This window comes from Embleya sp. NPDC050154, from assembly GCF_044460165.1.
GTDB lineage: Bacteria > Actinomycetota > Actinomycetes > Streptomycetales > Streptomycetaceae > Embleya.
In genome coordinates, this window is sequence record NZ_JBITJP010000013.1 from 292,830 (window position 1) to 317,129 (window position 24,300).

Annotated in this window: 20 protein-coding genes and 1 pseudogene; 11 read left to right on the top strand and 10 right to left on the bottom strand. The window is 70.3% G+C overall.

Annotated features, from left to right (window positions below; genetic code table 11):
• Nucleotides 1–582: 582 nt before the first annotated feature.
• The 3 genes from ACIBSV_RS27160 to ACIBSV_RS27170 form a co-directional block, all read right to left on the bottom strand.
• The gene (locus ACIBSV_RS27160; RefSeq protein WP_395867409.1) at nucleotides 583–1,038 is read right to left on the bottom strand and encodes a hypothetical protein; all 456 of its coding nucleotides are present in this window, start codon (nucleotides 1,036–1,038) and stop codon (nucleotides 583–585) included.
• A 354-nt stretch (nucleotides 1,039–1,392) separates the two neighbouring features.
• Nucleotides 1,393–2,052, bottom strand: a complete 660-nt coding sequence (locus ACIBSV_RS27165; protein WP_395867411.1) for a hypothetical protein — start codon at nucleotides 2,050–2,052, stop codon at nucleotides 1,393–1,395.
• Nucleotides 2,053–3,033: 981 nt separating this feature from the next.
• Nucleotides 3,034–3,552, bottom strand: coding sequence for a GNAT family N-acetyltransferase (locus tag ACIBSV_RS27170; RefSeq protein WP_395867413.1), 519 nt, complete (start codon nucleotides 3,550–3,552; stop codon nucleotides 3,034–3,036).
• Nucleotides 3,553–4,548: 996 nt separating this feature from the next.
• Between ACIBSV_RS27170 and ACIBSV_RS27175 the strand changes: the two genes are divergently transcribed.
• Complete coding sequence (locus ACIBSV_RS27175) at nucleotides 4,549–6,063, top strand: M1 family metallopeptidase (protein ID WP_395867415.1); 1,515 nt, start codon at nucleotides 4,549–4,551, stop codon at nucleotides 6,061–6,063.
• A gap of 401 nt (nucleotides 6,064–6,464) precedes the next feature.
• Here the strand turns inward: ACIBSV_RS27175 and ACIBSV_RS27180 are convergent, their stop codons facing one another.
• The 3 genes from ACIBSV_RS27180 to ACIBSV_RS27190 form a co-directional block, all read right to left on the bottom strand.
• Nucleotides 6,465–7,601: an LLM class flavin-dependent oxidoreductase gene (locus ACIBSV_RS27180; RefSeq protein ID WP_395867417.1), complete on the bottom strand. Its 1,137-nt coding sequence runs from the start codon at nucleotides 7,599–7,601 to the stop codon at nucleotides 6,465–6,467.
• Between the two features lie 470 nt (nucleotides 7,602–8,071).
• Nucleotides 8,072–8,155, bottom strand: coding sequence for a putative leader peptide (locus ACIBSV_RS27185; RefSeq protein WP_395867460.1), 84 nt, complete (start codon nucleotides 8,153–8,155; stop codon nucleotides 8,072–8,074).
• Between the two features lie 123 nt (nucleotides 8,156–8,278).
• A complete protein-coding gene (locus ACIBSV_RS27190; RefSeq protein WP_395867420.1) occupies nucleotides 8,279–8,875 on the bottom strand; it encodes a TetR family transcriptional regulator in 597 nt (198 codons plus the stop codon).
• Between the two features lie 87 nt (nucleotides 8,876–8,962).
• Between ACIBSV_RS27190 and ACIBSV_RS27195 the strand changes: the two genes are divergently transcribed.
• Together ACIBSV_RS27195 and ACIBSV_RS27200 are read left to right on the top strand one after the other, a co-directional pair.
• Nucleotides 8,963–9,739, top strand: a complete 777-nt coding sequence (locus ACIBSV_RS27195; RefSeq protein ID WP_395867422.1) for an NAD(P)-dependent oxidoreductase — start codon at nucleotides 8,963–8,965, stop codon at nucleotides 9,737–9,739.
• The gene (locus ACIBSV_RS27200) at nucleotides 9,736–10,113 is read left to right on the top strand and encodes a pyridoxamine 5'-phosphate oxidase family protein (protein WP_395867424.1); all 378 of its coding nucleotides are present in this window, start codon (nucleotides 9,736–9,738) and stop codon (nucleotides 10,111–10,113) included. The genes ACIBSV_RS27195 and ACIBSV_RS27200 overlap by 4 nt, the downstream gene beginning before the upstream one ends.
• A gap of 162 nt (nucleotides 10,114–10,275) precedes the next feature.
• Here ACIBSV_RS27200 and ACIBSV_RS27205 read toward each other — a convergent pair whose 3' ends face one another.
• Complete coding sequence (locus ACIBSV_RS27205; RefSeq protein WP_395867426.1) at nucleotides 10,276–10,890, bottom strand: TetR/AcrR family transcriptional regulator; 615 nt, start codon at nucleotides 10,888–10,890, stop codon at nucleotides 10,276–10,278.
• Between the two features lie 291 nt (nucleotides 10,891–11,181).
• Between ACIBSV_RS27205 and ACIBSV_RS27210 the strand changes: the two genes are divergently transcribed.
• The 5 genes from ACIBSV_RS27210 to ACIBSV_RS27230 all read left to right on the top strand — a co-directional run bounded on the left by ACIBSV_RS27210 (nucleotide 11,182) and on the right by ACIBSV_RS27230 (nucleotide 18,476).
• Nucleotides 11,182–12,576 carry an MFS transporter gene (locus ACIBSV_RS27210; RefSeq protein WP_395867428.1) on the top strand — a complete coding sequence of 465 codons (1,395 nt, stop codon included), beginning with the start codon at nucleotides 11,182–11,184 and terminating at the stop codon, nucleotides 12,574–12,576.
• Nucleotides 12,577–13,749: 1,173 nt separating this feature from the next.
• Entirely contained in the window at nucleotides 13,750–14,469 is a 720-nt protein-coding gene (locus ACIBSV_RS27215; RefSeq protein WP_395867430.1) for a hypothetical protein, read from the top strand.
• Nucleotides 14,432–15,439 (top strand): TMEM175 family protein, encoded by a 1,008-nt coding sequence (locus ACIBSV_RS27220; RefSeq protein ID WP_395867432.1) that lies wholly within the window; start codon nucleotides 14,432–14,434, stop codon nucleotides 15,437–15,439. Before ACIBSV_RS27215 ends, ACIBSV_RS27220 begins: the two co-directional genes overlap by 38 nt.
• Before the next feature lie 834 nt (nucleotides 15,440–16,273).
• A complete protein-coding gene (locus tag ACIBSV_RS27225) occupies nucleotides 16,274–16,756 on the top strand; it encodes a hypothetical protein (RefSeq protein ID WP_395867434.1) in 483 nt (160 codons plus the stop codon).
• Nucleotides 16,757–17,252: 496 nt separating this feature from the next.
• Nucleotides 17,253–18,476 carry a HEAT repeat domain-containing protein gene (locus tag ACIBSV_RS27230; protein WP_395867436.1) on the top strand — a complete coding sequence of 408 codons (1,224 nt, stop codon included), beginning with the start codon at nucleotides 17,253–17,255 and terminating at the stop codon, nucleotides 18,474–18,476.
• Between the two features lie 403 nt (nucleotides 18,477–18,879).
• Here ACIBSV_RS27230 and ACIBSV_RS27235 read toward each other — a convergent pair whose 3' ends face one another.
• Nucleotides 18,880–19,230, bottom strand: a complete 351-nt coding sequence (locus ACIBSV_RS27235; protein WP_395867438.1) for a hypothetical protein — start codon at nucleotides 19,228–19,230, stop codon at nucleotides 18,880–18,882.
• 313 nt (nucleotides 19,231–19,543) lie between these two features.
• The gene (locus tag ACIBSV_RS27240; RefSeq protein WP_395867439.1) at nucleotides 19,544–20,029 is read right to left on the bottom strand and encodes a hypothetical protein; all 486 of its coding nucleotides are present in this window, start codon (nucleotides 20,027–20,029) and stop codon (nucleotides 19,544–19,546) included.
• A 620-nt stretch (nucleotides 20,030–20,649) separates the two neighbouring features.
• Between ACIBSV_RS27240 and ACIBSV_RS27245 the strand changes: the two genes are divergently transcribed.
• From ACIBSV_RS27245 to ACIBSV_RS27255, 3 genes are all read left to right on the top strand, one after another.
• Nucleotides 20,650–21,642, top strand: coding sequence for a hypothetical protein (locus ACIBSV_RS27245; protein ID WP_395867441.1), 993 nt, complete (start codon nucleotides 20,650–20,652; stop codon nucleotides 21,640–21,642).
• A 317-nt stretch (nucleotides 21,643–21,959) separates the two neighbouring features.
• The gene (locus ACIBSV_RS27250; protein WP_395867463.1) at nucleotides 21,960–22,178 is read left to right on the top strand and encodes an ArsR/SmtB family transcription factor; all 219 of its coding nucleotides are present in this window, start codon (nucleotides 21,960–21,962) and stop codon (nucleotides 22,176–22,178) included.
• 237 nt (nucleotides 22,179–22,415) lie between these two features.
• Nucleotides 22,416–22,577 carry a hypothetical protein gene (locus ACIBSV_RS27255; RefSeq protein WP_395867443.1) on the top strand — a complete coding sequence of 54 codons (162 nt, stop codon included), beginning with the start codon at nucleotides 22,416–22,418 and terminating at the stop codon, nucleotides 22,575–22,577.
• Nucleotides 22,578–23,989: 1,412 nt separating this feature from the next.
• On the opposite strand, the pseudogene ACIBSV_RS27260 reads toward ACIBSV_RS27255, so the two are convergent.
• Nucleotides 23,990–24,300 (bottom strand): annotated as a pseudogene (locus ACIBSV_RS27260) (hypothetical protein); the annotation flags it as partial.

Here is a 24,300-nt window from a genome sequence, read left to right on the forward strand (position 1 = left end):
CATCGATCTGGACGCGACCTACTGCACGCCCGCGTCCAGCGCCGGATCGTCCCCCAGGCCGCGGTCATCGCGACCGGCATCCCCGAGGCGGGCGGTCGCGTCCTCGTCGAGATGCACGACGGATGGATCGCCTTCCCCCGCCGCTACCTCCCCGAAGGCAGCATGGACAAGGTCTACCCCCAGGACATCGACCAACTCGACCCGGCTACACCACTCCACGGGACATGACCCGCCGAGGCAGGATCCGCGCGGCCACCGGGCCCACCGACCAGCAGGCCGACCGCACGGATGCTGCGCCTGCACGGGTGTACGCGGATCGCCTTCGAGAGGTGGACCGATCGGCCGGAACCGCCCTCGGCCCGCCACGCGTTCGGCCGATCGCGCGCGAGGTCCGGATCGCGGCCGTGTCGTCCGCGAACCGCGGTGGATCACCTCGGCGTCCGGCAGTGACGACGAACGCGGCGGCCGGCCCCGCCGGCGGCTGGAAGGCGGATCTCGACGCTCGCTCGGCCGCGGAACCGGCCGGGGGCACGGTCGCGCGGCTCGCCGGCGGATGCCCCCTTACGGGTGCCTGGTTCCGGCTCACTCGGGTTCGGCGCGGTGTGGGTTCGGTTCCGCGGTGTGGACGGCGGCGAGGAGGCGTGGGCCGGCGAACGGGTGGAAACGGGGCCACAGTTCGGGGTCCTGCGAGAGCGGGGTGAGGACGCGGATGTGGGTCGCGTCCCGGACGTCCTCGTCCGAGGACGCGAGCAGTGCTTCCACGATCGCGGCGAGCGCGGGTAGTCGCCCGACGTCACCGGTGCGGGCGGCCGGAGCCAGGACGGGCCAGAAGAACGCCTCCGACAACACGCTGTACGGGTTGAGCGCACGCGCGACCGAACCGGGGATCGCACGCTCCGCCGCCGTGGCGTCGAGCCCGGCCTCGTGTGCCAGTCGGTCCAGGTGGGGCCGCGCCGCGGGGCACGCGCGCCAGAGCCGGTTGAACAGCCGACCGGATGCGGGCCGGGTTCGTCCGGTGTCGTATCGGGGTCGTGTCATCCTGCGGCCTCGCGCTCGTGGTGCTCGTGGGACGGTGGAGCCGGGTTCGGCTCGGGAGTCGGTTCGGGAGTCGGTTCGGGTTCGGGTCCGGGTGTTCCTGCCCAGCGCGGTTCCGATCGCGGATTGGATCCGATGCCGGTTGGGTCCGCGGCGTTCCCGCTTCCGGTGCGGGTCCGATCCCCGAGTCGGGAGCCGGAGTCGGACCCAGGGTGCTTCCGTCTCCGGTTCGGTTCCGATCGTCGGGTCGGGTTTGGTCGGCTCATCGGGTCGGCTCGGGAGCCGGGGCCGGATCCCTGTGCGTTCCCGTGTCCGGTGGGTTTCGATCGCCGGTTCGGGTCGGAAGCCGGGTTCGGGTCAGGAGCCGGGTTCCGGCCCGGGGCGCTCTCGCCTCCGGTGTGGTTCCGTCGGGGCCGCAGCCGGGCCCCGGCGACCGTCGCCGGGTTCGACGGCGGGGCGACTCGACGTCGGCAGGCCGGCGGCCGTGATCCGGGTGGGATCGAGACCGGCAGTGGCCGGTGGCGCCGCGCCGCGACCTTTCCTCGCGGCCCCCAGGTCTCGGAGCAGCCCCCGCAGCGGTGCGGCGGCGATCAGGGTGCGTCTGCCGTACGGGGACGTCTCGAACCGGGATCCGGTGGCCGGAGCCAGGTCGGGGTCGCGCCGGACCCGGTCGGCGACGTCCAGGACGGTACGCACTCGTGCGGGATTCCCGAGCAACCACCGGGTGATCGCGCCGGCTTCGTCGGGCGCCTGCAGCGCGCTCCACAACTCGGTGGACTCGGTGACGGTGACCCGACGGTCGCGTTCGGTGAGCGTACGGTCGTGGCGCAGCAACTTGTGATACCGGCCGAGGAGGTCGGCGACGTCGACCGCGTGGAAGCGGTCGTTTCCGGTGCGTTCCCCCGTGCCGAGTTCGTGGGCGAGGGCCGCCGACGCCTTGCCGTTGCCTCTCCACGTCGACGTACCCGGCTTGGCATAGGTGTCGCGAAGCACCAGCGAAAGCCTCTCGCTGTCCACCTCGGGAGGTGTGGCTCTTGCTTCCGGCTGCCGACCCACCACGCTCCACCGCCCTGTACCGACTCGGATGTCCGAGCGGTTGGGGCCGATGACGCCGTGCGTAATCGCCGCCTTCCCCGGCTCGACGTTCCGGGGAACCGGAAACGGACGATCATGATAGATGCCCGACTTCAAACGCTTTGCAGCGGCTCACACCAAAAGACCAACCGGTCCCGACCGCCGGACATCGACACCACCGAACACCCGGACCACAAGGCCGACATCACCGATTTCCCGTGAACCCACGGCCGAACACACCGCCCTGCCGAGCACGGATTTCGCGGCCAACCCCGCCCGCAGACTCCGGGGAGCACACCGAGCGAAGAAGCGCCGCCTCCGGGGGAACGGGCACCACCACCGCGTCGAGGACCCCGCCCTTGCGGGCTGCGCGGGCCCTGTCGGCGGCCATGCGCCCGGCTGCCCGGTGCCGCCGACCCCTTCGCGTCCGGGGCCAGGCTCGGGGAGTAGTAACGGGCCCTTGTCGGCGTGCGAGCCGGCTCGTGGGCCTCGCTCTCGCCGGTCATCCACTGCCAGGGGTGAGGTGGTCGTGTCGGGCTGCGGCGTTGTCGTCGGCGACGTTCCCGGGCGACGGGCTTCCACGCCCCACGCGCCCCGGGCACGTTGCCGTACGGCTCACGACGTCGAGGCCGTTTCGACGAGGGGAGCGGCCCCGTTCGTGTGGAGGCCGCTGCGTGTCGGTGTCGGTGTCGCCGGCACCGGGGTCGTCCGGCGGATTCACCTCGTCGGGCCGTCTTCGCCAAGGGATGGACGGCCTCGTCCGTAACAGGGCCGCTTCGTGTCGGCCTCGTAGTCGCCGAGTCGCCGCGACCCATCCGCGAGATCGGGGTTCCGAACCTCGGCGAGGATCGGCATCCGAGGCGCGGGAGTCGAGGTTTCGAACCCCTGCCGGGTGGGGGTTCGAGTCCCGGTGAAGGGTGGGAGTCAGGACAGGTCGAGTTCGCCTATCCGTTCGTCTCCGCTGTTCTCTCCCGTCGGTCGGAAGCCCAACCTCAGGTAGAAGCCCTCCGGTCCGTCGTCGCCGGGGTGCCAGCTGGTCGTCAGGCGGGTACCGCCGCGGCGCCGGATCTCGTCGGCCACGGACGCGACCGCGAACCGGCCATATCCGCGGCGTTGTTCCCCGGCCGCGATGTTCAGGCGCCACAGCCCCGAACGCAGGTCGGCGACCTTCCCGCCCCCGTCCTCGTCCCGAGCCGCCCCGGCTTCGGTCGGGTCGTCGTCGAAGAACGCCATATCGATGTCGAAGAACGCCATGAGGAACCCGACGGGCCGGTCCCCGTCGAGGATCAGACGAGGCCAGGCCGTATCCGGATGCACATACGCCTGGGCGAGCGACTTCACCACCGGGGCGACCAGATGCGCCTGGTCCGGGCGTACCCGCAGGGCGACGGCGTCGTCGAAGTTGGCAGGGGTGATCTTCTCCAGACGGAGCGTAGTCGTCATGCGTGAACCCTCGAACGGTCCGCGCCGAGGGTCAAGCGGGTTTCGCCGGTCATGCCCGGCGGCGGCGGATTGAGGAACTCGCCCGGCTGCGGCGGGAGCACACCCGGGTGCGCCAGGAGATGGAGGTCCTGAAGCGGGCCACGACCTTCATCGTGAGAGAGACCCGGTGCCGGTGCACCCGCTCATCGAGACGGAGAAAAGTGCAGGTCACAGCGTCCAACGTGTCGGTGAACTGCTGAAGGTCTCCCGAGCCGCCCACTTCCGCCGCCGCAGCGTGGCCCCGGCGCCGCGCCGTCGAGCAGGGTCGGCTGTTCCTCGCGACTGTGATTGACATCGCCACCCGCGAAGTCGTCGGCTGGGCGACCGCCGACCACCTGCGCACCGAACCGGTCGCCAACGCCCTGCGCGACGCCGTCCGCAAGGCCCGCCCAAACTGCCGGGACGATCAGCCGTGTCGTGGGACGTGGTCCGCCGGCCACGGCGGGAGGGGCACGGTCAGCCGTGTGCGGGCGATGGCAGGCGCGGGTGTCCGGCCACATCGCCGCCGTGGCGAACGTCCCCTGGTCGCAGGCCGCCAACGACGACGGAACCTTCCACCCGGCGCAGGAGCAGGGCACGCTGTTACGAACGGGCAGAGCGTCGAGTTCGAGCGCGAGATGACCGCCCCATGCCTGCCGGATCGGGGAGCTTTCGGCGCACACCCGGCGCACACCCGGCGCGCGCCGACCGAGCTACTCGGGCATCTGCACGTCGAGAAATACGACGGCCCGCGGCCAGAGCACGGCTCGCCGATCCCGGCGCCGGCGCCGGGATCAACGCCGTTGGCGATGGGCCCCGAGGAGCCATCGGCCGGGGCGGTGTCGCAACGAGATCGCAGCGCCCTCATTTCGGCTCGCTTTCGTCTCGCGAACATCCGTTCGTTCGGGCGTGGGACAGGGCCCGTAGGGACAAGGATCGATCCGACCCGTTTTCCCAGTGACCCTGTGGAGGACCACTGTGCGCAAGAGGCTGATCGTCTCTGCCGCCGCCGGCGCGCTCGCCATGCTCCTGTCCGTCCCCGCCTCCGCCGCCAACGTCGGCGCGGGAGCGGCGGGCATCGGCGACCCCTATTACCCGTACGCCGGCAACGGCGGCTATGACGTCTCGCACTACGACATCCGGCTCAAGTACCAGCCCGCCACCGACGAGTTAGAGGGCACCACCACCATCCTGGCCACCGCCACCCAGGACCTCACCCGCTTCAACCTCGACTTCGTGCTCAAGGTGAAGGAGGTGCTGGTCAACGGCCGCGTCGCCAAGTTCGCAGGCACCGGTGAGCATGAACTGGAGGTCACCCCCGCCCGGGTGATCACCAAGGGCAGCCCGATCACCGTCGTCGTCCGCTACGCCGACAAGCCCGGTGAGGTCGAGCGCGGAGGCCAGTCGGCGTGGCTGCGCACTCCCGACGGCGGCGTCGCCGCCAACGAGCCGGAGAGCGCGGCCTGGTGGTACCCGAGCAACGACCACCCGACCGACAAGGCCACCTTCGACGTCTCCGTACTGGTGCCCGACGGCACCCAGGTGGTCAGCAACGGCACCTCGACCCAGAGCTCGCGGGCCGGCTGGACCCGCTACAACTACCGGCAGAACAAGCCGCAGGCCACCTACCTGGCCACGCTGGCGATCGGCAGGTTCGACATCCGCACCGATTCCACCCCGGGCGGCCTGCCCGTGATCACCGCGTACAGCAAGGACCTCGGCGACAACGCCGGTGCGGCACAGGCCAGTGTCGAGCGCACCGGTGAGTTGGTCGACTGGCTGAGCGGCTACTTCGGCGCGTACCCGTTCGGCACGGTCGGCGGCTACGTGCCCAACGTGCCCACCGGGTACGCGCTGGAGACCCAGGGGCAGATCTTCTACAGCCCCGCGCAGTTCGCCCGGGGCGCCAACACCTCCGTCGTGGTGCACGAGTTGGCCCACCAGTGGTACGGGGACAGCGTGTCCGTGCAGCGCTGGAGCGACATCTGGCTCAACGAGGGCTTCGCCCGGTATTCGCAGTGGTTGTGGTCCGAGCACGAGAACGAGGGTACGGCCCAGGAGTTGGCCGACTACGTCTACAACCTCTACCCGGCCAACCACGCGTTCTGGACCGTCAAGCCCGGTGACCCGGGTGCGGACCATCAGTTCGACATCGCGGTCTACGACCGGGGCGCGGTGGCGGTGCAGGCGCTGCGCAACGCCGTCGGTGACGAGAAGTTCTTCCGGATCCTCAAGGGGTGGCCGACCGAGCGCAAGTACGGCAACGCCACCATCCAGCAGTTCCAGGCGTACGCGGAGCGGATCTCCGGCAAGCCGCTGGGCGAGCTGTTGAACACCTGGCTGTTCACGCCGGCGAAGCCCGCGGCGGGCTCGGCCGGTGCGGCGGCGGCGCCGAGCCCGGCGAAGTCGAGTGTCACGGCGGACGTACTGCCGGAGCCGAAGTCCTGGAAGAAGATCCAGGAGACCAACACCGTGCACGCGCACGAGGATTGATGAGCCGTCCGCTCTGAACCCCGAACGGCCCGGCCATCCGCAGGTGAAGCGGACGGCCGGGCCGTTCGCCGTGCCCAGCCCCGGGGATCCGAGCTGCGGCGTTGCTCAACTTTCTTATTACGCAAGGGAATCGCTTCAACACGAAGCGGAGGGGGACGGACGAGCCGACAGTCAGAGCGAGTTGCAGCTCATCGGCGGCCCGCAGGACGCCCAGGGCCCAGCCGAGGCGCCCGGCAGGCCGGGATGCAGGCCGAACCCGAGACGCCGACCGGCCATGCTGCGGACACCAGCGTCGGCATCGGTATCGGCGTTGACATCGGCATCGACATCGGCGGTGGTGCGACGGCCCGGCTGCAGCGATGAGACCAACCGAGAGCAGATCGCGCGTTTTGCCCCACCGCTCACGACCCGCCCCCGGCCCCGACCGCGCGTTCCTCGTCCGGGTGCCGCCACAGGCCCTCCGCGGCCAGCCTCGGCAGCACCCCCTCCCCGAACCAGTACGCCTCCTCCAGGTGCGGATAGCCGGAGAGCACGAACTCCTCGATCCCCAACGCCGCGTACTCCTTGATCAGTTCGACGACCTCGGCGTGGCTGCCGACCAGCGCCGTGCCCGCGCCCCCGCGCACCAGCCCGATCCCGGCCCACAGATGGGGATGGATCTCCAAGCCGTCCCGACTGCCGCCCCCGTGCAATGCCAGCATCCGTCGCTGCCCCTCCGACTCGCTGCGGGCCAGCCCCGCCTGTACGGATCTCACCGTTTCGGGATCGAAGCCGGCCAACAGCCGCTCCGCCTCCGCCCACGCCTGGGCCGAGGTGTCGCGGGTGATCACGTGCAGGCGGATGCCGAAGCGCAGCACGCGGCCGTGTTCCGCCGCCAGCCCGCGGATCCACGCGATCTTCTCCGCGACCCGGGCCGGCGGCTCGCCCCAGGTGAGGTACACGTCCACGTGTCGTGCCGCGACCTCTCCGGCGACGGCCGAGGAACCGCCGAAGTACACCTCTGGCACCGGATCGGGGACCCGGGCCAGCGTCGCGGCCTCGACCCGGAGGTGGTCGCCACGCACGTCCACGGTCTTGCCCTCCCACAGGCCGCGCACGATCTCCAGGAACTCACCGGTACGCCGGTAGCGGGCGTCCTTGTCGAGGAAGTCGCCGTAGGCGCGCTGCTCTTGGCTCTCGCCTCCGGTGACGACGTTGAGCAACAGCCGTCCACGGGTGTGGCGTTGGAAGGTGGAGGCCATCTGCGCGGCCAGTGTCGGCGAAACGAAGCCGGGCCGGAACGCGACCAGGAACTTCAGCCGTTCACTGTGCTGGGCGACCATCGCGGTGGTCAACCAGGCGTCCTCGCACCAGGCGCCGGTGGGCGTGAGCGCACCGACGAAGCCGAGATCCTCGGCGGCGCGGGCAATCTGACTCAGGTATGCGACCGTCGGCGGCCGATCCCGCCCGGAGGTGGTGACCGGGGCTCCGTGGCCGCCGCCGACGACATGCCGGCTGTCGCCGTTGGTGGGCAGGAACCAGTGAAAGGTGAGGGACACGGGAAGACTCCGCTTGGATCGTCGGCACATCGAGGGCGTTGTACGTGCGGCGCCGGGACACCTTGTCGACGCGGCCGACCGCCGAGGACCACAGCGTCCACACCCCGTCGAGGGCGACGCTCCCGCTCCCGGTGAGGCGCCGGCCGAGATCGTCCCGGTCGTCGTGAAAGCTCAGGCCCGCGGAGTCGAAGCACGCGTTCGCGAAGCTGCGGCCGTCGGCAGGCGCGGACCCGCGGAACTCCCGTTGCGGATACCGCCGATTGCGGGTGCTCCCGAAATCTTCGGCACGCCGATGTCACCGAACGCGACGAACGCACCGAAAATGACGAATGCACCGGACACACCGGACCGGCCGGGCACGCCAGACGCCGGGTTCAGGCGCTGCGGCTGCGGTGATTGCCCGACAACCGCCGTCCACCGGTGGACGTGAGCACGGGAAAGGAGGCGGGCCTACAGGGTCGAACCCGGAATCAGGCCTCGGCGCAACAGAAGGCACTGGAGACACGCGAGAGGTCGACATGGCGTCGCCGCGTGAGCACCAATCGCGTCTGCATGCCGCCGATGCTCGCAGTCGATTCCAACGATCGTCAAGATCCAACCCGTGCCACCAACCGCAATACACCAGCCGGAGAGCCCCGACCCAAGAGCGCGGCACAGCGCCTCCCCGGCCCGCGTGGTCAGGCCGCGGCGCGGCGCGTCCCGCTCCGTACCCGTCCGCCCTGAAGCGCCGCCCGAAGTGTCGGTCCCAGCACGCGTCGCACGTCGGCCGGGGACAGCCGTTTCGCAGCCGGCAGCGGTTGCAGGTACCGCGTGAAGATCAGTCCGCCGATCACCGTGACGACGGCGGTCGCGCGCTCGGTCGCGTCCGTCCCGCCGAGATATTCAGCAATCTGGGGGAGTACCTCGCCATCGAGGTACTCCCGCAGGACTGCCATCACGTCCTCGTCCCGCAGTGCGTCGCGGTTGACCACCGTGGCGTCCCACAGGTCCGTGACGGCCTCCAGGATCCTGTCGGCGACGCCCGCCGGGTCACCGTGCAGTGCCTCGGTGAGCCCCAACGACTGGGCGCATTGCAACTCCGTGACCTCGCCGAACAGCCGTTGTTTCGACCCGAAGTGGTACTTGATGAGCGCCTGGTCCACGCCGGCCGCCGCGGCGATGGCTCGCAGGGTCGTACGGCGGTATCCGTGCTCGAGGAACAGGCCGCGCGCGGCTTCGGCGATGAGCGCTCTGGTCGGCGGGTTGCCCCGCGGACGGCCCCGAGATTTATTCATCGTCTTTGAATACCACGCCTTCGCCCCGGCAGAGTCGGCGTCTGTCGAGCCCCGGGGACGTCCGGGGCGGGAACAAGGAGCGAACACATGCGCATCACCGTCTTCGGCGCCACCGGCCCGACCGGCCGTCAACTCACCGACCAGGCCATCGCCGCCGGCCACCTCGTCACCGCCGTCTCCCGGCGAGCCGACGCCCTGGCCCCTCGCACGGGCCTCACCGTCGCCGGCGTGGACGTGGCCGACGCGCACGCCGTCGCCTCGGCGGTCGCGGGCAGCGACGCGGTGGTGTCGGCGCTGGGAGTGCCACCGACCCGGGAGTCGGTCACGGTCTACTCGGACGGCGTACGGAACATCTTCGCGGGCATGGAACAGCACGGCGTCAAGCGCCTCTTGGCGGTCAGCTCCAGCGTGACGGACCCCGCCTGGCGGCCCACCGGCGAGCACTTCTTCAACCTCGTCATGGACCCTCTGGTCAATCGCAGGATCGCGAAGACGGCGCACGACGACATGCGCCGCATGGAGGCGCTGATGAGGACAAGCGATCTGGACTGGACGATCGTGCGTCCGGGCGGGCTCTTCGAGCACCACGAGGTGACGAACTTCGAAGTCGGCGAGGACAGCGTCGACGGGCTCTACACCGCACGGACCGATCTCGCCGCCGCCATGCTGAGCCAACTGGAGGATGATCGGTTCATCGGGAAGGCCATGGGAGTGGCGACCCGGGACGTCCCGATGAGCATCCCCAGGTTGATTCTGCGCCAGGTCAAGGCGGAGAAGAAGGCCAAGGCAGAGGCGAAGGCCAAGGCACAGACGAAGGCCGACACGCGCAAGAACGCCAACGCACCGCAGAAGGCGGGGAAGTGAACCCGTCCGCCGAGGCCCTGTTGGCGTCGCCGAGTGTCGGGACGCTGACGACACTTCGTCCCGACGGCTCGCCGCACGTGGTGGTCGTCCGCTTCACCTGGGACGGCACGTCGGGACTGGTCCGAGTCCTGACGATCGGCACGACACGCAAGGCACGGAACGTGTCGGCCGCCCCGGGAAGCCGGGCCGCGATCTGCCGGCCGGCAGGCTTCCGGTGGATCACCTTGGAAGGCCCCGCGACGCTGTCCGCCGATCCGCGGCGAGTCGACGAAGGCGTGCGCCGCTACACCGTCCGGTACGGCTCTCCGCCGCCCGATCCGCCGGGCCGCGTGGTCCTCGAGATCGCGGTCGACCGCGTGTTGGGGATCCATTAGCGTCCACCGCTACGCCACGACCGGTTTTGGGGCCCGAGTGGGCGGTGTGGGCCCGCAGGTGGCGGGTGCTGCCGTCGTGGCCGCCCGGGGTTGCCCGACGGGGTTGCCCGACGCGAGTGCCGAGCGCGAGTGCGAGCGTGGGCGACGCGGAGACGGCCGAGGTCAGGCCGGGCCGCGCAGCATGGGGAGCAGGACGTCGTCGACGACGGATACCACGAATTCGTCGGTGAGTTCCGCAGGTGCGCTCAGGTTTTGGTAGGTGATCATGGCCGGGCCGACGCGGGCGGCGAGGGGGGTCGCGGAACCGGGGCGGGTGTCGCCGCGTTCTTCCGCCGCGCGCAGGGTCTGCAGCATCAGGCGCCGGGTCGGCTCGGAGATGCGTTCGCGCACCATCGCGTGTGTGGCCTCGGACTGCTGCTTGACCGTCTGTAGCGCCGTGTCGGCGCTGATCGTGCACGCGCTGTGCAGGAACCGCAGGATCGCGATCAGGTCGGATCGCAGGTCGCCGGCGAGCGGGATGTCGTCGGCCGAGGGCAGCCGGTCGCGCAGCGCGTCGACGAGCAGGGCGTCCTTGTCGGGCCAGCGCCGGTACAGCGGGGCCTTGCCGGTTCGCGCGGCGGCGGCGACGCCGTCCATCGTCAGGCCCGCGTAGCCGACCTCGCGCAGTTGCTCGAAGGTCGCCTGGTAGATGGCCTGTTGGAGCTCGCGGCCGCGCCGTCGGGTGGGTGACGCCGCGGCGTGGCGGGGTTCTCCGGTGGGGGATTCCAACGCGGTCACCTTTCTCGTCTGCGGACTCCAGTATCCCCAATCCCTTGTAAGAGACTATCTGGTCTCCTATAGTCCTCATAGGAGACTGGATAGTCTCTTAAATTCCCCTGTCCCGAACTGCGGAGCTCAGCCATGCCCTCTACCACCGCGTCCGACGGGTCCAGCGCATCCAGCGCATCCGAGGCGCCATCCGATGCGCGGGCCGGGTCTTCACCCGGGTCTTCACCCGGGACTCCCGGCGGCCCACCCGGGCCCGGAGCCCGCGGGGTCGGCCTCGTACTCGCGGTCGTCACCGGCTCGATGCTGCTCATCGGCATCGACGTCACCGTGGTCAACCTCGCACTGCCCGACATGGGCTCCGCCCTCGACCTCTCGCCGACCGCGTCATCGTGGGTACTCAACGCGTACACGCTCGCCTTCGGCGGCCTGCTCCTGCTCGGCGGGCGGCTCGGGGACGCATTCGGGCGCCGCCGGACGTTCCTCGCCGGCGTTCTGCTGTTCACCGTGGCCTCGCTGCTCGCGGGCCTCGCACCGTGGGCCTGGTGGCTGGTCGGCGCCCGTGTCCTGCAAGGCGTCGGCGGCGCGCTCGTCGGACCCAGCACGATGGCCCTCATCGTCAGCACGTTCGAAGGACCCGCACGGGCGCGCGCCCTGTCGTGGTACTCGGCGGTCCTCGGCGGCGGCGCGTCCGTCGGCCTCATCCTCGGCGGCGTGCTCACCCAACTCGCCTCGTGGCGCTGGGTCTTCCTCGTCAACGTGCCGCTCGGCGCGATCCTCGTCGCGCTCGCCATGCGCGTCGTCCGCGAGCCGGAGCGGCCCGCCCCGGCCGTCCGCCCACGCTTCGACCTCGCCGGCGCGCTGATCGGCACCGCCGGAATCACCGCCCTGGTGTACGCCTTCATCCGCGCGGCGTCCGACGGCTGGCGCGACGGCCGTACCATCGCGGGCCTCGTCGCCGCAGTCGTGCTCCTGCCCGCGTTCGGGCTGGTCGAGCGGCGCGCCGCCGAGCCCGTCCTACCGCTGCGCCTGGCCGTGTCCGGCACCCTGGCCCGGGTACTGCCCATCGTCGCGTTCTATTCGGCCGCGATGTTCAGCGTGCTCTTCATGCTCGGCCGGTACTTCCAGGAAGGGCGGGGCTTCAGCCCCGTCGAGAGCGGCCTGGCCTTCCTGCCCCTGATGGCCGCCCAGTTCACGATGGCCAGGCTCGCGCCCGCGCTCGCCCGGCGCGTGGGCACCGCGTTGCCGGTGGTGGTCGGCGCGCTCGCCTGCACCACCGGGCTCGCGTGGCTTGCCCACCTCGGGGACGCCACCGAGTACCCGACGGGCGTCCTCGGACCGGTGATACTCATCGGAGCAGGTGCCGGAATCGCCATGACGCCGCTGAACATCTACGGCCTGTCGGGCGTCGCCGCGCACGAATCGGGCGCGGCGTCGGGGCTGTTGCAGACCACGCAGTGGATGGGCGGCACCCTGGGCCTGGCGGTGTGGGTAACCGTGTTCGGCACCGCGACGCGCGGGGCCCCCACGCAGAGCGCCGAACACGTCCTCACCCACGGTGTCGCGACCGCGTTCGCCGCCGCAGCGATCAGCGCCGGACTCGCCGCCGCCACGGCACTCACACTCTTCCGCCCGGCACGCCCGACGCAACCGGATGAGACGAGGCGCGCCCGACTCCCCGCAGAGCGGACGACATAGCGGCGGAGCCATCCCTTCTTCCAAGCCGCGAAGGACGACTCGGCCATGGCGTCCGTGTCTCACGAAGTCGACTGGGAGATCCTCGTATACGGGTGGGAGCGAGAAGCCGTCGTGCTCTCGTGGTTACGGCGCCCGCGCCGGGAGCAACGGTTGCACAGCCGTTCGGTGGCGATCATGACGGCCCCGGCGAAAGGAATACCCGGTCTGCGGGGCCGTTGACCGGCGGAGGCGGACCGCCGATCGAACGCCGCCCACCGCTCGGGGTGGGATTCGCGGTCGCCCGACGAGGGCCCCACCCCGCCGCCGGCCACCTCGGTGCCGCTCTCGCCGGTGCGCAGCCGCGCCTCGATCAGGTCCACCGGCGGCGCCGCTTTCACACGCCGGGGCCGACGTGTGAAAGCCGGGCCCCAAAAGCGATGGCATCGCCGACCCGGGACCGAGCCACGGAACCGGCCGACCACGCCGGATTCACCGCCGCCACCGGCGTCCCCGTGTACTTCTGCGACCCCAAGAGCCATGGCAGCGCGGCTCGACGAGAACACGAACGGCCCGCTCCGCCAATACTTTCCCCAAGGCACCGACCAGTCTCTCGGGTCACACACAGGTCCAACCCGACAGCACCGCCCTGCGACCCGATATCCGGCCACGCAGGAAACTCGAGTACGCAACGCCCGCCGACATCGTCGATCGGCCGATTGCGGCGACCGGTCGAACTCACCGCCGCCTATTTCGGGAAGGATTTCACCATCTCCGGTTCGCGGACGCGGTGTTCGAGTTCCTTCAGCCTGGCGTGCTCGTCCACGCAGGACGCCTCGTCGGTGCTCTCGTGCTCGCGCTCCCGGACCCGGGTCGGAGGGTCTCCGGGAGCACATCGAGTTCTCGCGCGGCCTTTGCGAATGGGCCGAGGAACGGACTTTCAGCGTGCAGTCCTGGAGCGATCTCAGTAGAGTACGGCTCCGATCGAACGACATCGAACGATGACGTGGCGAGTGCCCGCGCTCAGCGGTCGGCCCCTTCCAAGGAAGAGCCACCGGACGAGGAAGTACACCGGGCGGCCACGGCACCAGGCCCCCACGTTTCGAGCGATGGCCATCGGCCGTCCCGGACGGTTGCCCCGTCGCCACTCACGCGCCCGACGGACGACGGCGCGTTGTCACACATCAGGGAAGTCTCTTGAACCACCCCACACCCGCTCCCCAACGTCGATGCGGGCCATGGGCCACGGCGTTCGGCTCGTCGACGGCACTGGTCCAGGCGGAGGAAGCCCTGCGCCGGCAGGCCGTCGAGCGGCGCGATCTCGCTCCGATAGTGCGCTTCGCGTCCGTCTACGGCTCGGGTCCGGACGCGGCCACGCACGCCAGAGGGTTCGGCATCGACCCCGAAAACCCCTACGCCGCCGATGGTTCGGCCAACTACATCGACGCGAACTTCACCGACGGCGGTCTGGTCTACGGCATCTACCGTCCCGTGCAGGGGCTCGCGGCCGAGGGCACCGGGCCCGGAAACGGGCAAGAACTCGCGAACACGACCCTGTACCCGTACCCGTTCGTCAGGGTGGATCCGACCACGGTCCCGCTGTCCGAGTTGGGACTCGACATCACAGGTATCGACCGCCGCTTCGTCCACTTCTGCGCAGGCCCTCTCGGTGTCGAAGCCGCGGATGACATCGCCATGCTGCGGCAGACATTCCCCACGGCGTGGCCCGACTACCGAAACGTCGTCGACACCGGCCTCCGGCACGTCTTCCGCGAACGCCCGCTCTCGGTCCGGCAGTGGTACGACCTGACGTACATCCCGTTCGACACCGACGATCAACTCGCCCTCTACATAGCCCAGGTGATCACATACCTGTTCGGTGACAACGATCGCATCCCTGTTGCCCCAGGCCGTTGACATCGACCGATGGCGACCCGCCCCGCACGCGATGCGCGCCTTGAACCGCACCGCGCCGCCCGTGTACGACACCACCCCGGACCTCGCCGAACACGGCCCCGCCCACCGGGTCCGCATCCGCGCCCGACGCGTCGTCGACGAGACCGTCGGCGAAACGGAGTGCCTCGAGCAGGAGCAGCCCGGCCCGGTGCGAGGACGCGTCCGGGCCACCAAGGCCACCACACCCGGCTCGGCGCCGCCCTCCACCGCGCCCTGCGCCAACCAGGCGACCGCGCGGCGCGTGCGCCGGGGACCGCCGACCGGGAGCCGTAGGGTCGGGCGCATGGCGCCAACCGGTGGATTCGGCGACGAGCACGGTCCCGAACGGCTTGTCGCGTTGTCCGACGGCGTCTTCGCGATCGCGATGACGCTGCTCGTCCTCGACATCTCGGTCCCACCGGACCTGGGGGCCGCGGGGTTCCGCCACGCGTTGGGCGAACTACCACCCAAGATCGCCGCGTACGCCCTCAGCTTCCTCATCATCGGGGCCTTCTGGCTCGACCACCGGCGCGCCCTGCTGGGCATGCGCTCGGTCGACCTCCCGTTCACCGCGGTCACCCTGGCCGGGCTCGGTGTGACCGCGTTCGTGCCCTTCCCGACCTCACTGCTGTCCGAATACGGCTCCATGCCGGCGTCGATCGCCATCTACGCCGCCACCATCGCGGCCATGGACCTCACCCAGATCGCCCTGGTCCTGCTCCGGGCCCGCCATCCCGAACGCGACCGCACGCCGCTTCCCCCCGCCCTCGCCAGGGCCTGGATCATCGACCTCGCCACCACGGTCGTGGTCTTCCTGGTGACGATCCCGCTCGCATGGCCCCTCGGCGGGGACGCCATGTGGCTCTGGCTCGTATTGATCCCACTCAAGGGCGCGACCGGCCGCTCACGCACCGCGGCATCCCGAAAGACCCCGGAAACCGACAGCCGCTGAGCCCCTCGTGCGGTCCTCGACCGGGGCACCCCGCACAACTCCACCAATGTGATTCCGGGGGTGTGATGGGGTGTTGTGGGTTGGGGTGTTACAGGCAGGTGGGGTGAGAACCTTTCGGCGCCGTTTGGGTGAGGGCTGTGGGGTCTGGCCTGGGGGTGTCGCGGATTTGTTGAGAACGGTTCGCGTGTGCCCAGGCGTGCGGGGAACGCCCCGCAGTCGACGAGTGAGGCCCGTCCGGCGTGTTGTGCCCCCCACTCGCGTAGCGAGGTTCACCGGCCCGGCAAGGGTGCGCCCGGTGAACGCTCGGGGGGTGCCGGTGAACCTCAGTCGGTGCAGGAGTCGGCGGCGACGGGGGTGTTCTTCCCGCAGAGCCGGCAGCACCATGTCGCCTCCTCCGGTACACCCGGCCCGAAGATCAGGCGGCCCGGGGGCGGCGGGATGGAGGCAAGGGGCAACTCCGGCCGCCGCATCCCGAGGGGCGTGTGCTCGACCGACGTCGCCGAGTCCTGGGACAGCCACTCCGGCGTCGTCCCCGGCGACGACCCGGATGGCGGCTCGGAGAAGGGGTGCCGGTGCGGACGCGGCGGGTCCCGGCGCCCGCTCGGGGCGCGGTCCCGGGAGTAGCCCGCTCAGCAGTCACCTTGATCGCCTGGGGCGGAGGCATTGCCTGCGCCCCAGGCGGGCGGAGGCATTGCCTGCGCGAGGCTGCGCGCAAGCGGCAGCAGCCCGGCAGTGTTTGGGCCGACCCGGGTGTAGCCGTCCCCACCCCCACACGACTGCCCCTGCCCCTGGGCGGGCCGCTGCAGTTCTTCGTACGGCGTCCTGTCGGTGTTCGTGTGCCAGAACGATCCCGGCGCGTGCGAGTTCTGGGACGCGACGTCCGGCGGGAACCGGGTCCATCTGTTTCCCCGGGAGGAACTGCGGCCGGTCGAGGTGCCCGCGACAGGCGTCACGCTGCTGCCCGCCGCCTCGGCCACCCGCACCCACGTCGTGACGCTCGACCCCGCGGAGGACGGCGATGACGGCGATGACGACGAAGTCGTGCCCGACGCGTACGACCTCGCCCGCTCGGGGTGGAAACGGGAGCCCGAAGAACGATTCGGGAGGCAACGCGAAGTGCTCGGGTCACTCGGAGGCAGCCCCTCCTACCTCGAGGACGACCGACTGCCCACATGCCCCTCCTGCACCGGCACGATGGAGTTCGCGGCACACCTGGAGGAGGGAATCTCCGCGCAGACCGCGATGAACCTCGGCGGCCAACTGGGCTACGTCTTCGTCTGCCGCGACTGCCGCGAAGGTGCCTTCCTCACGAACTGAGCGGCACACCCCACGCAGCCGACGCTCCGTCAGTCGCCCACCGGCGGCCGACGGAGGCTTGGCGCCGGTTCCGTTTCGACGCCTCGACGCCCCGCGGCGCTCCTGCCCGAGCCGGACAACCTTCCTGCGGCATCGAGGTGACCACACTGCCCCGGGCGCCACGCGATCGGCCGTGGGACTCGGCGAACGCCTTGTCCACACCGCGGACGCCCCGCGTCGACTCGGCCGGGCCGAGTCCTCGTCGTCGTCCTGGTCGTCCGCCACGGCCACGATCCGCCGGGCCACGTCCACCTCGGTCGCGACACGAATCGGCGAACCGCCCGAGCGTGGCGGTCTTTTCGGCGTTCCCACCGGGTAGACGGGGGAGCATCGCCCGATGACGAGGATCTCCGAAAACGGCGGTGGCGCATATTTCGTGACGGACACCGCGACGCGCAGGCATGAGGTACTCGCGACCGGCCCGCCGTTGTCGGTCGGGTGTGAACAATGGCAGAACATGACGATCATCGATGCGCTCGACGGTTTGGACGCCGTCGACTGGGCCGAACTCCAGCATGCCTACGGATCCGCGGAGGATGTGCCGGACCAGCTCCGCGCTCTGCGCGCGGACGACGCCGCGGCCCGCGAGAAGGCACTGCACGCCCTGTACGGCAACATCTACCACCAAGGCTCCCGCTATGAAGCCTCCGCCTACGCCGTGCCCTTCCTCGTTGACCTGGCCACCGACACGCACACGCCCGATCGGGCCGCGATCCTCGCCCTGATCGGCTCGCTCACAGTCGGCTACGACGAAGCCCATTTGCCGCGGGGCCTGGACATCGCCGGCCGGCGGGCGGAGGTCGAGGAACTGCGCGCCGGAGACCGGGAGGAGATGCGGCGGCGCGTCGAGGAATGGGTGGACGAGGCGGTCGACGAAGGAGACTGCGGGGTACGGGAGATGCGGCTGCGCATGTTCGATCCCGACGGATCGTACGAGTATGCGCGCCACGAGTTGGCGGTCTACGACGCGGTACGCTCACACATACCCCGGTTGCTCGTGCTGCTCGACGATCCCGATGCCGCGGTCCGCACCGGAGCGGTCTACGCGCTGGCCTGGTTCCCCGAAGAGGCCGGGCAGATCGTGCCCCGGCTGCATTCGCTGCTCCTCGAGGAGCAGCTGCAGGCGGTGGCGGTCAACGCCCTGCTCGCCGTCGCACTGGTGACCGTTCCCGATGACGCCGAGACGATCGGCATCTTGCGGCAACAGCTGGGCGCCGAGGAGCCGTTGCTGCGCTGGGCCGCCGCGGTCGGCTTGGCCCGGCTGGGCGCCGCGGACGCGGACGTGGTCGCGATTCTGGCGGCGTCCGTGGTCGACCCGCCCGCCCAGGACGCACCCGGTGTGCCGTTCCAGGGCGGAGACCTGCGGGGCTACACCTCGGTCGCTCTGGTCGCCGTGGACCGAACTGTCGCGGTCGGGGCACTGGATGCGCTGCTGGCGGGCCTGGCCCGGACCTCGGGGCCTTCGGCGTTCGCGGTGACCTCAGCGGTGCTCTACGTCGCCTTCGGCGGGGGCCGTCCGCGGCCGCTGCCCCCGTACGACGAACTCGACGAGGTGACCCGCAAGGTCGTACACGGCTTGGCCGAACTGGACGCGAGCACCTGGCGGTGGGGCAACTTCATCCCGTACAACCTCCCCACCGACCGAGCGGCATGCAGGCGGTACGCAGGGCTGATCGAGTAGTGCTTTCCAGCGCCGCGCCCTCACCGGGGGCGTCGGGCCTACCCGGCCGGCAACGTGGCGATCAGCGCGACGATGGCGACGACCAGGAGGCTTCCGACGACGGTCACGGCGACGTCGCGCGCGAACCCGAGCCATTGGTGGCGGTGTTGGGGACTGTCGGGGGCAGCATCGTTCCCGGCGGCTCTCTCGGGTCGGCGGCGGGTCAGGTGTGCGAAGGCGGATCGGCCGCTGTGGGCCTGGCGCTTGATCCTGCGCGACCGGCGGCCGGGAACCATACAGCGGGTGTGTACATGTCGCGCGTGGCCGTGCAGCCCGCAGCTTCGACCAGGCGGCAACGCAGCCTGGATGGTCGGGCGTCACCGTCGGGAATCAGGCCCGGCGTCGCGTTCGCCGTCTTCCTGACTCACGGGCAGGCATGGGCGACCCGCTTCCAGTCGGTGGCGTGGTACGCCGGCATGCAGGCGACGTCGATCAGGCCTGACGTGTGCGCTCCTCGCACGCGCTCGGTCCATACCGTTCGCAGGGCGATGGTCAGGGAGTCGGCGTCGGGCGGGAACGCCGGGGTGGGAATCCACCACACACGTACGGCGTACAGCAGCGAGTCCCCGGCGGCGTCCACCATGCCCTTCCGCTCGCCGAACTCGCGGGCGTACGCGCGCAGATCGCCGGGGAGGTCGACCGGGCCGACGAGCGCGGCCACCGTCACCGGCAGGTGCACCACCGTGTCCGTGGGAGGTTGCGCGAGAAACCGCACTGGATCCCGGGAACTGCCGTCACCGTCACCGGCAGGTGCACCACCGTGTCCGTGGGAGGTTGCGCGAGAAACCGCACTGGGTCCCGGGAACTGCCGTAGTGGACGCCGTCAGCGGGGTCGCCGTAATGTCCGCTCGATCCACGGACGTCAGGCTACGGCCGTCGCGCGGCACTCCGGACGGGCCATCAAAGGCGTTGCGTGAATGCGGCCGGGGTAGCGGGTCGATACGTCCGGGTCGCGGCGAGGTCTTTCGCGCGCATGTCGCCCTGCACGCGCGCGAGCGGGTGGCCCGCCCCGACCCGGACTTGGGCCGCTAGCAGGCGTCCCAGCGCCAGGTTCCGGCCTCGCGGGTCCAGGGTTGGGCCTGGCGGTCGAGGGTGGGGACACCGACGGCATAGGTGACGCGGGCCTGGTCGCCGCTCATCCGGTCGACCTTGATCGTCTTGATCGTCAGTGCGCCGTAGACCTTCTTGGCTTGGTCGACCACCGCGTTGTACTCGGCTTTGGTGGTCTTGCCCTGGCATCGGGTCGAGAGGATGGCGTAGGCGCCGGGGCCGTCGCCGGTGAACATCTTCGCGGTGTAGGTGCGGACGGCGGTCTCCAGCGGGCCGGTGTCCTGGGCGGTGGCGGCCGGCGTGGTCGCTGCCGGCGGCGGGGTCTTGGTTGACGTGCCGGCGGGTGGTTGGCCACCCGGGTTGGCGGTGGTGGGGTTCTTTTCGTCGTCTCCGCCGCAGCCTGCGGTGAGCAGGAGTGCCGCCGTTAATGTGGCGGTGGTGGCGTGTCGGGTGATGCGTCGCACTGTGCCCCCAGGTTGTGTTCCTGGGTAGACCCGTGGGGGCGGCTGAAGGTTGTGCTCACCTTTACCGACCGGAACACACGGCGCCAGCGGGAGGCTTCTTACCCTCCCGAACCGGGGTAATTCGTCCCGGGACCGGGCCCGTCCCGCTCACGAACGGCGCCACCGCGCGAACTCCTCCGGCATCCTCGCCGAGATGCTGCTGGACCTCGGTCGCTTGGACGAGGCGTGCGTGGCCTGGACCGTGCTTCTCGACGACTATCCCCACCTGCGCTGCGGACAGGCCGACAGCGCGATCCCCCTCTTGCACGCGACTCCGCCCCCATGCCCGCGCCCCCGCAGCCGCCTCGCTCCCGGGATTCGATCCGGAGGTTCGAGACCGATGGCGCGTGCCCCGTAGGATCCGCGCGCAGGCCGGCAGCCCACCGATTGAGGCCCTTCGGGCCGGGGCGTGGTCGGCGCCGTGGGGTTGCCCCATCAGTCGGCATGCGGAATCCTCGGGGTGCCCAAAAATCCCGCACGGCACGGCTTGGCCGAAGGATGTCCGCCGGAGTAATTCGGTTACCGCCCCTATCGAAGCCTTTCCGGGCACGAGGACACGAGGTGTGATGAGACCGGAAGACGTGGCAGTGGTGGATGAGTTCTTCGGCGCCCTCGTCGAATCCATGGGTGCGCACGTGCAAGCCCATTTTCTGTCCGGTTTCATCACCCTCGACATTCGAGCAGGGGCCCGGCCAGGCGCTCGCTCGATATTTGCTGACGGCGCCAGACGCAAATGGGCGGAGGAGGCCAAAGAATACGGGCGGATCAGGGATGCGAAAGGGAGAAAAGTCCGGGATGTCACCCAGGCATATATAGAGGAACGCGCGGGTGACCGCGCTGCTGAGGAGGCCACTCCTTCGACCATCGTCAATCGTTTGTTTCCCCCACCCGAACCGTACGGACAATCTGATTCGGGGCTTCTTCTCCCCCCGAACCCGGACGAGTCCAAAATAAAAGATCGGCTCGCCGGTACCGTGCAAATCATCCATGGCGCCCTCGGCCGGGGTGACGACGATGGGCTTCGGCGGGACCCGGCAACCGTGCACTTGATCCCCGAGACGGTGGCCGTGGCCGGAGGCAAGGCCGTCGAATCGGTTTTTACCGACCCGCAACTGCGCACCACTGCGGCGTGGCTGCTGAATGCGGTTGGCTCGGATCCATCCGCTGAGCAGAAGCCCTTTTTTAGAAAAGTGGGAAGGAATATTGCCGGAATGGTCGCCACGCGAATGTGCGAGGAGATCGCGCAGAGAGCCCCGGGAATTTTTCTGGATAAACTGGCGGACAATCTCGCAGCCGAGTCGGCACGACCGCAGGCTCTTGGCAAAGGGGCCGGCGCCCTCGCGCAGACCGGTTCCCGGGAGGTTTCCAGCGAGAAGGCGGGCCCGGTCCCCGCGTCCCGCAAAACGGGCCGTTCCATACCCGGCAATCGCCTGGTGGGGATGGGATTCAAGCAACTACCGGGCTCTCAGGGGCCCAAGCTCCCCACTGGCGGAGCCGCGAACACCAATAAAAATCCACAACTGACGCACAGTCAGATGGAAAAGATGCGACCCGGGCGCAATCCGGGCGAGTAGTTCCGTCGACGACCTGGCGGTAGTCGCCCTCGCGGATCGCCGTCGAGCCGTGGCCGTACGGTCGATCGCGATCCCGGTGATCTCCCGGTCGAATCGTGCCCGCACGTCCTGCCGCGTCGCGGCGACAGCGGACCGCGCGCCTCGGAGGCCAACTCAAGCCGTCATAGCCACGAATGGGCTTGATCCACTTTGACGGACACCCTGACTGAGGGGCTTTGGCCTCTCCGGGGCGGATGTCCATCATGGAGAGAATGGCGCAACGGTCTTCGAGTCCAGATCCTCGACGTTCAGCGCGAGGACCGGCGTGACGGCCGACCCTGGCCGACTGCTGCACCACCACGGAACTCGCTCGCAGGTTGTCCATCTCCCCCGCCGGGGCCAGCCAACACGCCACCGTCCTGCGCCAGGCCAACCTCATCACCAGCCGTCGACATCGCAACACGGTCCACCACTCCCTCACGCCCCTCGGCATCCGTCCGCTCCAAAAGCTCCAAAAGCGCGGATTGAACCGCCGCCCCACGCTGCCCAAGCCGTGACTCGTCAAGGGCCCTCCGAGATCGATGGGACGGGATCAGGGCGGCGATGGACGGTGACCGGCCGGCAAGTCGCCGAGCGTCGATAGGATCCGCGCATTCACGGGGGTGCAATGCGAACATCAGGGCGAGCGGCGACGGGCAGAAGTACACGCTGACCTCGGACGAGGACGACAGCGACTTCCGGGATTGCGGGCGCGTTCGGCGCGATGGTTCGGCGTCGGTTCGACGGTGCTTGAGTTGACGGCGAGTCCGGGCGGCGCCCAGGCGACCGGCCACCTCAAGGACGACCCGGACACCTGGTCCCCCGGCGCGCTGCCGCAAACCCCCTCGGTCGGCGGCAACGACGCCTCCACGACGAAGCCGCAACGCCTGACCGGCGACGGCCGCGTCACCTGGTAGCCGGCCAAGCCGGCCAAGCCGGCATGGCCGAAGGCGACTGAAGCCGAGACGGCCCCCGCGCCGGTGTCCGCGTTTCGTGGCCCGCGGCGGATCCTCGCTGTTGGGCGTCCCCCCCGGGCGGCAACGCCCCCGGCACCCCGTGTGGATCACCACCGCGGACGCGACCGCGCCGGGCCCTTGCGTTCGGGTGCCTTCGCGGCGCCCGTGACGGACCCGGCACCCGCCCCGGGCCGGGTGAAGGTCACCGGCGCCGACCACGACGCCGCAGCCAGGGCCGGCGTGGACGGGGTTCCGGTCGCCGCCCGCCCCGCCGACACGGCTGCGGCTCCGGGCCACGTCACGGTCGGGTGGACTACGCGGCGTTCGCGCAGGATCGCCCGCGCGGCCGCGGCCGGGTGAGCGCCGGCGCTTCACTCGCTCCAGGCACCCAGACCGGAGACGACCCCAGAGCACACCGCAGGACCGGACATGCCCGCCGCTGCGCCGACCCGACCCTGCCGCCTTGGTGGTTCACGCGTTCGGGAGCCGCCCGCTACATCTCCCAGCGTCGTTCGGGCCGTTCTGCCCAGCCCGTTGCCGGTCGGGTTCGAGGGTGATGCCGAAGTCGTAGCCGTGGAAGCGGTGTTCGTCCTGCCATTCCAGGGCGGCATCGACCTCGTCCCACGGTCGTCTCGGCCCGCCCTGGGATGGCCTTGCCCACGTCGGGCCGGTCGTCGACCAACGCCCAGGACCGGCCCTGGTCCCACAGCCGCCACACCGTGCCGCCGCTCGGGCGGTGTCGGTGTTCGGTGGTAGGCGGGGGTTTTCGGCCGGCGCCAGCCGTGGGAGGCGACCGTCACGTCCGAGGATCTCGTGTTCGAATACGGGCGGGTGCTTGTCCACGGAGTCGAGGTGCGCGAGGGGAACTGCACCTCGCGGGCGCAAGGGTGTCGATCGTGTCGGTGGCGGTCGAGTATCCGCCCGTGGAGGAGTGTGGGGATGAGTGCGTGCGCCTTGTGGGCGCACCGATCGGGGAGTGCATCGACGGTGGCGTCGTCCGTCCGGCGGAGTGCGGCGAACGAGGACGCTGACCCGCCGACCGGAGCGCGAGATAAGGAGATCCGCGCCGTCCTGACGACCCTCGTGATCCGGTCGCCGTTCGCGGGGGCAAAAGCCCGTGCCGCGACGCTGCGATGGGACGAACCGATTCGGGCGCCCCGATGGACACGAACCGACCGATGGACCGGGGCGAGGCGAAGTGTGTCCTGCCTCGCGAGTTGAGGGGGTCGGTGTCGCTTTGCATTGTGGGCTTGTGTCGCCGCTTGGGCAGAGGGCGGACGACTGCCGCGATGGCTTTGGGCCGAGAAATGGGCGGAGCCCGGCGCGTGTGTGCGCCGGGCTCCGGTGGTTGATGTGGGGTCGGGGGGTGGTGGTTACCAGGTGCCGGGTGGGGCTCGCCATCCTTGGGGGGCGCGGGTGAGGGTGCCGTCGGTGTTGGCGAGGAGTGCGTCGAGGGTGGTGGAGCCGTCGGTCCATTCGTACATGGCGGTGAGGTCGTCGCGGCCGTCGCCGTTGTAGTCGCCGGTCAGGGGCCAGGCGGCGCTGGTTGCCCAGGTGCCGGGGGCGGAGCGCCAGGCGACGCTGGGGTCGGTGAACAGTCCCGCTGCGGTGGTGGGGAAGACGCGGTATTCGGTGGTGCCTGCGCCGAGGTCGTACATGGCCCCCAACTCGACGTGGTGGTCGC

Bases quoted from the DNA above. Each gene is read 5' to 3' on its own strand.
- ACIBSV_RS27210 (WP_395867428.1), top strand. From the start codon at position 11,182: ATGCTGCTCATCGGCATCGACGTCACCGTGGTCAACCTCGCACTGCCC.
- ACIBSV_RS27185 (WP_395867460.1), bottom strand. From the start codon at position 8,155: ATGCAGACGCGATTGGTGCTCACGCGGCGACGCCATGTCGACCTCTCG.
- ACIBSV_RS27190 (WP_395867420.1), bottom strand. From the start codon at position 8,875: ATGAATAAATCTCGGGGCCGTCCGCGGGGCAACCCGCCGACCAGAGCG.
- ACIBSV_RS27230 (WP_395867436.1), top strand. From the start codon at position 17,253: ATGACGATCATCGATGCGCTCGACGGTTTGGACGCCGTCGACTGGGCC.
- ACIBSV_RS27170 (WP_395867413.1), bottom strand. From the start codon at position 3,552: ATGACGACTACGCTCCGTCTGGAGAAGATCACCCCTGCCAACTTCGAC.
- ACIBSV_RS27195 (WP_395867422.1), top strand. From the start codon at position 8,963: ATGCGCATCACCGTCTTCGGCGCCACCGGCCCGACCGGCCGTCAACTC.
- ACIBSV_RS27160 (WP_395867409.1), bottom strand. From the start codon at position 1,038: ATGACACGACCCCGATACGACACCGGACGAACCCGGCCCGCATCCGGT.